This is a genomic window from Streptococcus sp. 1004_SSPC (genome assembly GCF_001069025.1).
In the GTDB taxonomy this organism is placed as follows: Bacteria; Bacillota; Bacilli; order Lactobacillales; family Streptococcaceae; genus Streptococcus; species Streptococcus vestibularis.
Genome location: NZ_JWGQ01000094.1, coordinates 25888 through 34713, shown reverse-complemented (window position 1 = coordinate 34713; position 8826 = coordinate 25888). Strand labels below are relative to the sequence as shown.

The 8826-nt window shown below is 43.7% G+C and carries 10 protein-coding genes; all 10 read right to left on the bottom strand.

The genetic code is table 11. From position 1 onward, the window contains the following. Positions 1-161 precede the first annotated feature (161 nt). Complete coding sequence (locus ADF62_RS07255) at positions 162-962, bottom strand: energy-coupling factor ABC transporter ATP-binding protein (protein ID WP_003092894.1); 801 nt, start codon at positions 960-962, stop codon at positions 162-164. Beyond that, positions 949-1785, bottom strand: coding sequence for an ABC transporter ATP-binding protein (locus ADF62_RS07250; RefSeq protein ID WP_048788485.1), 837 nt, complete (start codon positions 1783-1785; stop codon positions 949-951). Before ADF62_RS07250 ends, ADF62_RS07255 begins: the two co-directional genes overlap by 14 nt. Beyond that, positions 1761-2552, bottom strand: coding sequence for an energy-coupling factor transporter transmembrane component T (locus tag ADF62_RS07245; protein WP_179944328.1), 792 nt, complete (start codon positions 2550-2552; stop codon positions 1761-1763). The genes ADF62_RS07250 and ADF62_RS07245 overlap by 25 nt, the downstream gene beginning before the upstream one ends. Then, a complete protein-coding gene (locus tag ADF62_RS07240) occupies positions 2552-3154 on the bottom strand; it encodes a membrane protein (protein WP_048788483.1) in 603 nt (200 codons plus the stop codon). The genes ADF62_RS07245 and ADF62_RS07240 overlap by 1 nt, the downstream gene beginning before the upstream one ends. A 314-nt stretch (positions 3155-3468) precedes the next feature. Next, the gene (locus ADF62_RS07235; RefSeq protein WP_048788482.1) at positions 3469-4269 is read right to left on the bottom strand and encodes a PhzF family phenazine biosynthesis protein; all 801 of its coding nucleotides are present in this window, start codon (positions 4267-4269) and stop codon (positions 3469-3471) included. A 110-nt stretch (positions 4270-4379) separates the two neighbouring features. After that, positions 4380-5900: an ABC transporter permease/substrate-binding protein gene (locus ADF62_RS07230; RefSeq protein WP_048788481.1), complete on the bottom strand. Its 1521-nt coding sequence runs from the start codon at positions 5898-5900 to the stop codon at positions 4380-4382. Then, positions 5893-6621 carry an ABC transporter ATP-binding protein gene (locus ADF62_RS07225; RefSeq protein ID WP_048788480.1) on the bottom strand — a complete coding sequence of 243 codons (729 nt, stop codon included), beginning with the start codon at positions 6619-6621 and terminating at the stop codon, positions 5893-5895. Before ADF62_RS07225 ends, ADF62_RS07230 begins: the two co-directional genes overlap by 8 nt. Then, positions 6614-7468: an SDR family oxidoreductase gene (locus ADF62_RS07220; RefSeq protein WP_048788479.1), complete on the bottom strand. Its 855-nt coding sequence runs from the start codon at positions 7466-7468 to the stop codon at positions 6614-6616. Before ADF62_RS07220 ends, ADF62_RS07225 begins: the two co-directional genes overlap by 8 nt. A gap of 18 nt (positions 7469-7486) precedes the next feature. Continuing rightward, positions 7487-7936, bottom strand: a complete 450-nt coding sequence (locus tag ADF62_RS07215) for a MarR family winged helix-turn-helix transcriptional regulator (protein ID WP_003092808.1) — start codon at positions 7934-7936, stop codon at positions 7487-7489. 161 nt (positions 7937-8097) lie between these two features. Further along, positions 8098-8817, bottom strand: a complete 720-nt coding sequence (gene budA, locus ADF62_RS07210; RefSeq protein ID WP_002883899.1) for an acetolactate decarboxylase — start codon at positions 8815-8817, stop codon at positions 8098-8100. Between the last annotated feature and the right edge of the window lie 9 nt (positions 8818-8826).

Genomic DNA, 8826 nt, shown 5'->3' with positions numbered 1-8826 from the left:
AGTGTTAAAAATAAGACAGTAACCTCAGAATAGATACTGTCTTATCTCTTTTTTTACTTAAAGTCTTGATAGACTTGACAAATGGTAGAAAAGAACCGTGAGTTCTTGCCAGAAGCTGAAGTTAATCCTTCAATCTGGAAAACCCGCAGAGGTGACTTTTTCTATACATCTCGATTTTTCTGGCAATAATCATTAACCGATAAATATGTCTGTGAATCACCCAGCGACTCCGCTATGTCCATAATCCGCGGTGGTAGTAATCCCACTCGCTGGACAAGTTCGTGATCGCTGAACAATTCCCGTGGACTGCCGGCGAAGCCAAACTTCCCGTGTTCCATAACATACACCGACTCAAACTCGGCGGCGACCCAATCCATGTCATGGGTGATGGTCACAACTTGGTGGCCCGAATCAGCCAACTCATGGAAAATTGCGGTCAACTTGCGCCGGCTTTCCCAATCAAGCGACATCATCGGCTCATCAAATAAATAAATCGCCGGATCCACTGCCAAAACTGTGGCAACGCTCAACAGCTTGCGTTCCGACAATGACAAGTCATATGGACTTTCAGCTGTTTTATCATCTAAGCCAACTCTTTTTAGAGCCGCTAAAGCCCGCCTCGTAATCGTGTCGTGGTCATCCATGACCTGCGCGACACTCCACTCCACCTCTCGTTGAACGGTCGGGTTGAAAAGCTGATCGTCAGGATTCTGAAAAGTAATCCCAACCTTCAGTAACTTTTCGACTGGTTTAAGATCATTAAAATTTTCTCCATCGATCTTAATCACACCGGTTTGTGGTGTCAGCAAGCCCGTCAACAATTTGAAGAGCGTTGATTTGCCGGCACCATTTTGGCCGACAATCGCCACCATCGGATCGGCGAAGTGTTTGTCTTCAACATCCAAGCTAAAGGACCGTTCCGGATAAGTGAACGTCAGGTGGTTCAGTTCAATTGTGGACATAACGAACCTCCTTCAGATCAGCGTAATTCACCGGATACCGGCCATCAGCCAAGTGCCAATCCATTTTTTGAGCAAGTTGCTGGATTGTCGGGGCTGGAATCTGCCAGTCAGCTGCCAAATGATTAAACACCTCACCCGGCCTGCCCTGGGCTACCATTTGACCCTCGTGCAGCACCCACACAACGTCGGCGACTTCGCACAAATCGTCAATTTCACTGGTGACAATGAAGACAGTCGTCTCTTTGACTTGGGCCAGCCATTGGAAAAATTGTCGGCGGCCAAGGGGATCCATCTCACTAGTCGGATCATCCATAATCAAAACAGCCGGGTTAGCCGCAATCGCCGTAGCAATTGCCAACCGCTGGATCTGACCACCGGAAAGGCTCTCGGGACGCAAATTCAGCTGTTCAATCAGCCCCATTTGCGTGGCAACTTCTTCAACCCGTTTTTGAATCAGTCCTTCAGCCATTCCCTGATTAATCAAGTCAAAGGCGATTTCATCGGCAACCGTGTCTGCCAACCCGCTTAGTTGGCCAGCTGGATTTTGCAGTACAACTCCATTCATGGCATTATAAACGGGCCAATTGTCGGACACTCGTTGGCCAAACATGTGCCAGTCGCCCTCAATCTCAGCAGACACAATTTTGGGAATGACCCCTGCCAGCACACGGCACAAAGTCGATTTGCCGGAGTGGCTATTCCCGATAATCCCAACCACCTGGCCGGTATGAACCTCCGCGTTAATCTGACGCAGTTGTGGTTGCTCAGTACCCGGATAACGGGTGGTCAAATTTTCAATTACAATCCGTTTATCTTCGTCCATATCTTCCACCCAATCAATAAAATTGCCAATCCAGTCAGACCAATGTGCAGCGTCCGCGACAGGCGATACACGCGCTGGGAGGTTCTGACAGTCCGGTTGAGATTATCAAAACCTCTCAGTTGGAGAGAAATCGACCGCGCCATCGATTGATCCAAGGTCTTAATCACCAATGGAATTAGAACCGGCAGGACTGACTTTAATTTCTGAATCAACGTTTTTTGCGGATTGGTTCCGCGAACTTTTTGTGCCTGCTGGATTTTCCGCATATTGCGCATCATTTCCGGCAAAATATAACACACCGACATCAGAACGTAGACGGTTTTATAAGACAATCCGGACAGTTCCAAATAGGCCGCGTTTTCTGAAATACTCGTGGTCACCATAAAAAAGCCACTTGTCAAAATAATCACCAATACTCGACAACCCAGAGTGGTAGCGTAAATCAGGCCTTCTTTGTAGAACGACACCCCAAGCACAGAAAACAGCACAGTTTGATTCCGACTGTAAAATAGCCCTTGGATGATCAGCATGGTGCAAATCAGAAACAGGCTGAATCCCAGCGCCTTAAAGATGGTAGAACTCAATTTGGAAAATAACAATAGCAGTGTTGCGGCAAGAATTAATCCGGCCTGAAGCAATAAATTCATACTGGCAAAGCTCAACAACGTCATGTCCAAGATGAACAAGAGCTTAGTAATCGGATCGATCACCTGGTACCACTTGAGCTTGACCCGTGGCGCTCCAGAAATAAATGTTTGATCAGTCATCATTTATCATCGCTAAAGAAGTGCACCATCCTCTTCGGCAGCTGACGATAGATGAAGAATGCCAGGTAGGCCACGCAGACTTTATCCAAAATATCCAAGACAAACTCATCGGTAAATGAGGCCAGCAACACTGGTGCATGATTGGCGACCATTACCGCAAACAATGAGTCACCCCAAGCGATACCGGTCTGACCACCCCAAAAGATGACGTTGAGTGGCGTTGAAATGACAGCTGAAACGAAGGCAATAATAATAGCAGAAACAAATACTCGTCGCGCTGACGAGAACCACCCATTGGCGTGCAAAACTCCAACAGCAATCCCAATTCCGATGCTGGTAATCGCATACACGGTTGAAATTGGCGATAAGGTCAGCCCATAGATCACGTTGTTGATGAAACCACTGATGGCACCGGCAACCGGCCCAGCCAACATGCTAGCAAGAAAGGTTCCCAAAGACCCCAGCCAAACGGGCAACTTTAACCCCTCCGCCAAGGCTTTGGCAACATAGTTAATCCCCACGGCAGCGGGAATCAAAGTCATGGTGGCAGCACTTAACTTAAATTTCCACATACTGGTACGATGAATCGGTTCTGTTTTCATAATCTTCTCCTTTTGTTTTTAAAGAGCCGTGTCAGGAATGACTTTCGGACGCAACGCTCTAAAGAATAGTTAATAGAACTATTTAGTCTTTTCACAAATCAACCATAGTCGACATAGATTAATATAGTAAAATTACTATTTCAAAGTTCACACTCCTATCATACGCTTATTTTCAAAATTGTCAAGTTTTTTCTGAAAATTCTTCAAAAAATATGAAAAAATTTAAAATGCCTAGCTGAGCTAGACATCTTTGATTGGGATTTTGTTTTAATTGCTATCACTAATATTTCTAAGCTGTTGTCATTGATCGAAATTTAGTCCATGATATATATTTCACCACGGCTATAAAGGGAAGCCTTACCTGCAAGGTAAATCCTATCTCCCTCTATACGACAAAGGAGGAGTCCACTCCTTTCAGAGGCTTGGTAGGCCCTAAATTCTGCTTGTGCCAACTTATTAGCCCACAAAGGAATGACATGACAGTGTCCTGAGCCACAGACTGGATCTTCCTTGACTGATAATTTTGGAGCGAAACTTCGTGTCACAGTATCATACTTGCTTCCTCTCGCGGTGATATTCAGGAGAAGGCCATCTAAAGCTTTTACTTTATCAAAATCTGGACTTGCATTAATGACATCGTTTTCATGTGGCAAGATACAGACTAGATCTCTTCCAAGCCATGCTTCAAGTGGACGGACCCCGATTGCTTCTTCCATCTCACTTGTGACAACTACTTGATGCATAGTGTATGATGGAAAATTCAGCTCATAGTAGTCATCTTTTTTACTGACTAAAAGTTCTCCACTCTGTGTTGTAAAAATTAGTCTTTCTACATCCACTTCGATAAATTGAAAGAGAACGAAGGCAGTCGCTAAAGTAGCATGACCACACAAATCGATTTCTCCACCGGGAGTAAACCAACGTAATTCGTAGTGGTCGCCATCTTTAACTGTAAAGGCTGTCTCAGAAAGATTGTTTTCTTTAGCGACATTCTGTAAGGTAGTATCTGACAACCATTCGTCCAGAAGACAAACAGCCGCTGGGTTCCCCTTAAAAACAGTATCTGTAAAAGCATCGACAATAAATTGTGGAATGGTATATTGACTAATTGGCATGAAGGGCTCCTTAATTTGTTACCTTTATTATATCTGAAAATAGGATAGAAAACAGACAAATGTAACTAAAAAAGTTAATTGAATAAGTTACTTTTTGTGCAAATTTTTCATTAGTTCTTTACAAACCCTTCTTTTACCAAAAAGCCATGAGCTACTTGATCAGCCGGTTTACCTTCTACTCCCACTTGGTAGTTCATCTGACTCATTTGCTTTTCTGTGATTTTACCAGCTAACTTGTTTAGAATGCCTTCCAATTCTGGATGTTTCTTAAGAAAAGCTTCTTTCATAAGGGGTGCTCCTTGATAAGGTGGGAAGAGTTGTTTGTCATCCTCTAGGGCCACAAGGTCATAGCGAGCAAGCTCGGCATCCGTTGAGTAGGCATCTGTTATCTGGATTTCACCAGACTGGATAGCCTGGTATCGAAGGGCTGGCTCCATGGTGGATACTTGTAGATGGAGTCCGTAAACTTTCTGCAAGCCCTTGTTCCCATCCTCTCGATCATTAAACTCTAGCGTAAATCCTGCCTTGAGTTGTCCTTCCACCTTTTTCAAATCTGAAATGGTCTTGAGTCCATACTCTTGGGCAATTTTCTTAGGCACTGCGACAGCATAGGTATTCTGATAAGCCATGGGTTTGAGCAAGGCCAGGTTGTCTTGTTTTTTGATTCCATCTCGAGCTGCTTTGTAGACTGCTTCTGGATCATGGTCGACTTGCGGCGCCGGCTTGAGGAGACTTTCAGTCACGGTCCCTGTAAACTCTGGATAGATAGCAATATCCCCTTTTTTCAGAGCTTCATAGAGGAAAGTGGTCTTGCCAAAATTTGGTTTAACAGTCACTGTCATGTCCGTGTTTTCTTCGATCAAAATCTTATACATATTGGCTATAATTTCCGGTTCAGGACCCAACTTCCCAGCAATGACCAGGTTTTCTTTTTCCGGTTTGGAAAGAAGACTTGGCGTATAAGAAACTCCCAATCCGATAACCATTACCGCAAAAGCCGCAAAGATGGTCCGCAATTTGGCCTTTTCCATCCATTTGAGAAGAAGGTTAAAGGCGATGGCTAAGAAGGCAGAAGACAGGGCACCGATCAAAATCAGACTGGCATTATTGCGGTCAATCCCCAAAAGGATAAATGAACCAAGTCCTCCAGCCCCAATCAAGGCAGCTAGGGTAGCCGTCCCGATAATCATCACTGCTGCTGTCCGAATCCCAGACATGATGACGGGCATGGCCAAGGGGATCTCAAACTTCTTGAGTTGCTCCCACTTGGTCATCCCGAAGGCGACTCCTGCTTCTTCGAGGCTTGGGTCAATCCCACGTAATCCTGTAATGGTATTTTGCAAAATGGGGAATATCGCATAAATGACTAGAGCTGTTAAAGCAGGAAGTGTTCCAATTCCCATAATAGGGATAAAGAGTCCCAGAAGTGCCATGGAAGGAATGGTCTGGAAGATTCCAGCTAACTGTAGGACCCAGTTGCTAACTCTCTTTCGTGTACTTAAATAAATTGCTAATGGGACAGCTAGAAAAATAGCAAGGAGCAAGGTCAGTAATGACAGTTGCAAATGTTGTCCCAGTGCAGCGACCCAGTCCCCAAAACGTTCTTGAAAAGTTGAAATCAAATTAGACATGAAGGCTACCTCCAAACAAGTTTGCTACAAAGTCTGTCGCAGGCGCTTGTAAAATTGTTTCAGGTTCTGCAACCTGGCGAATTTCTCCATCCTGCAAAACTGCAATTCGATCTCCTAATTTTAAGGCCTCATCCGTATCATGTGTTACGAAGATGGTCGTCATGCCGAATTCTTTATGTAAGGCCTTGGTCAATTCTTGCAACTGCTTGCGAGAGATGGCATCCAAGGCTGAAAAAGGCTCGTCCATCAATAGAATCTTTGGTTCCCCAATGATAGCTCGTACAATGCCAATCCGCTGTTGCTCTCCACCAGATAATTCACTAGGCATGCGCTTTGCATACTCTGCAGCAGGTAGGCCAACCTTATCCAAGAGTTCTTCTGTTTTAGAAGCAATTTGTTCTTTAGTCCAGCCCTTCATTTCAGGAATGAGAGCAATATTTTCCTCAACTGTCAAGTTAGGAAATAGGGCAATGGCTTGAAGGACATAGCCTGTACTGAGACGTAACTCCCGTTCATCATAGTCCTTGATGCGTTTTCCATCCATGTAGATATTGCCATCTGTCGGCTCCAAAAGACGGTTAATCATCTTGATCATGGTGGTCTTTCCAGATCCTGAAGGTCCCACAAGAACCATAAATTCTCCATTTTCAATGCGGAGATTGACATCTCTAAGGACATCTTTTTCAGTGTAGCGTAAGGCTACATTTTTATATTCAATCATTTTTTTCCTCAATAAGTTTTCTGTCTCTAAGAGTATCCAATAGGTTACTTGCTGGATGCCCTAGGACTTTTTCAATATCTGTTGAAACCCCAGCCTGTTCGCCAGCTTTAATCGCTGTATAGGTGCTGACCCAGGCATCGTACTCCCAAGTTTGTGCTGGCCATTTTTTCCGTGACTCATAGGCTTCTTCGACTGATTCATCTACATACTCGATGGCGTCACCGGTCTCTTTTGAGAGAAGCGCTACGATTTCTTCCATGGAAAGATCCTCTGGCCCTGTAAGATTCAAGCTTTGATTTTCCCACTCCTTAGGATTTAAAAGAATCTCTGCTGCAACCCTAGATGTGTCCTTACGGGCAACAGCTGACACAAGGCCACTGCCTGCCGGACCACGAATCTCTCCATTTTCAAGCGCAATATCAATCAGGAAGTCCAAGTAAAAATTATCTCTCAAAAAAGTATAGGTGAACCCTAACTCCTTGATATAGGCTTCCGTCTGGGCATGATCTCGAGACAAGGTGAAAATTGCCTTTTCATCTGCCCCATAAAATGAGGTATAGACGATATGCTCTACCCCTGCTAGCTTTGCAGCATCTAAAAAGTCCTTGTGTTCCTTAACACGCTCTGGATTTTCCCTAGCAGAAACCATCAACAAGATATCGATACCCTTTAAGGCCTCAACCACCTCTAGAGTATTGGCATACACCATTTTACGGATTTCCGCTGATGCATAGACTGTTGCACGCTCTGGACTTCTTGCTAGATGAACTGAAGCGATTCCTTTCTTGTCGACAAGATTAGCCACATAAGAACCTAATTTCCCTGTTACCCCCGTCATACCAATCATAACTGTTACTTTCTTTCCCTAGATGTCATTTTCTTTAGCTTTTAGATTTGTGATAATACGCTCTTGATAAGCTTCAAATTCTTGAATTTCTTGATCAGAAAATCCTTGGTAAAAAATCTCACCTAACTCTTCACTGACACGGTCTCCAATTTCTTTTTGCGCCCATCCGAGATCTGTCAAAGAAATATATTTTTTCCTTTTATCCTGCGTACAATGTTGAATCGTAACTAAGCCTTGTTCTTTCAATTTCTTAACCATACTGGTCAATGTATTATTGGCTAGACCCGTCGCAAGGGCGATATCTGTCGCAGTTGCTCGGCCATCTTCCTTTTGCCAAAGCACTGTTAAAATTTTCCCTTGTTCACTTCTGTATTGAGCATCTGGTTCCTTGCTCAAGAGTTTTTGAAAGATACGCCCATTCAACAAACGAATCTGTAGAGCTTGGTAGCCCCCTAACATCTTGTCCATTTCGTCTCCTTTTTCTTCTATATCGAACTTTACACCCATAATTGTAACTCTCGGCGTTACATTTGTCAACTATTTCGATATAGAAGTAACTGTAAAAACAAAAAAACTTCCCTAATTATCTAGGAAAGTCCTTTCTGTGATTTTTGATGTCTTAAAAAATTTTATTCAGCCTTAGTAATATCTTCACGCATCTCATCAACATTGAATTTTGCAAAAAGATACTGACGGTCTTGAACTGGGAAACGTTGGTCGAGTTGGTCAACTGGGCCAACTTCGATAATACCATTTTCAATAACAAAGTCCATAACGTGACCACCAAACGTCAAGTCGTCTGAAATAAAATGGAGGTGATACCCTGCAACACTCACACCATGGAACATTTCTGGCGTCCAAATACCAACGATAGTACCTGAAATATTATCTACCTCGTACTCAGGTTGGCGTGTGGCAACATCCGCAAACTTAATATCGGCATTTGATTTTGGAATCATACGCACGTGCATATGTTTAAAATGACCTTTGATTTTGATAGAACGGAAGAGGTTAACCCCATCATAATAAGATTCAATACGATCCTCAAGCTCTTTATCAGTCATTTCATAACGTTGACGGAATATAACTTCAGCTTGGTGAGGTACGACTGCTGCATAAGGTACTTTTTCATCAGGAGAAACTTCTACCACTTCGACCTTACCCTCAGACCCTTTGGCTTGATAGGCTTTACCGTCAAGAACAATCAACTCACCATCGATAGAATCTAATGTTCCGAGGCCCAAGTCTCCATGCTCCAACAATTCACCAACTGTTAAAGTACCTCCATAAAGCCCAGCCATCAAGGCTCCCAAGGTATTATATTGAAATAATTTTATGGCTTCAGACATGTCTACACC

Excerpts from the sequence above, each read along its gene's own strand:
- ADF62_RS07215 (WP_003092808.1), bottom strand. The coding sequence starts at position 7,936 with ATGGACAAGATGTTAGGGGGCTACCAAGCTCTACAGATTCGTTTGTTG.
- ADF62_RS07220 (WP_048788479.1), bottom strand. The coding sequence starts at position 7,468 with ATGATTGGTATGACGGGGGTAACAGGGAAATTAGGTTCTTATGTGGCT.
- ADF62_RS07235 (WP_048788482.1), bottom strand. The coding sequence starts at position 4,269 with ATGCCAATTAGTCAATATACCATTCCACAATTTATTGTCGATGCTTTT.
- budA (WP_002883899.1), bottom strand. The coding sequence starts at position 8,817 with ATGTCTGAAGCCATAAAATTATTTCAATATAATACCTTGGGAGCCTTG.
- ADF62_RS07255 (WP_003092894.1), bottom strand. The coding sequence starts at position 962 with ATGTCCACAATTGAACTGAACCACCTGACGTTCACTTATCCGGAACGG.
- ADF62_RS07225 (WP_048788480.1), bottom strand. The coding sequence starts at position 6,621 with ATGATTGAATATAAAAATGTAGCCTTACGCTACACTGAAAAAGATGTC.
- ADF62_RS07245 (WP_179944328.1), bottom strand. The coding sequence starts at position 2,552 with ATGACTGATCAAACATTTATTTCTGGAGCGCCACGGGTCAAGCTCAAG.
- ADF62_RS07230 (WP_048788481.1), bottom strand. The coding sequence starts at position 5,900 with ATGTCTAATTTGATTTCAACTTTTCAAGAACGTTTTGGGGACTGGGTC.
- ADF62_RS07250 (WP_048788485.1), bottom strand. The coding sequence starts at position 1,785 with ATGGACGAAGATAAACGGATTGTAATTGAAAATTTGACCACCCGTTAT.
- ADF62_RS07240 (WP_048788483.1), bottom strand. The coding sequence starts at position 3,154 with ATGAAAACAGAACCGATTCATCGTACCAGTATGTGGAAATTTAAGTTA.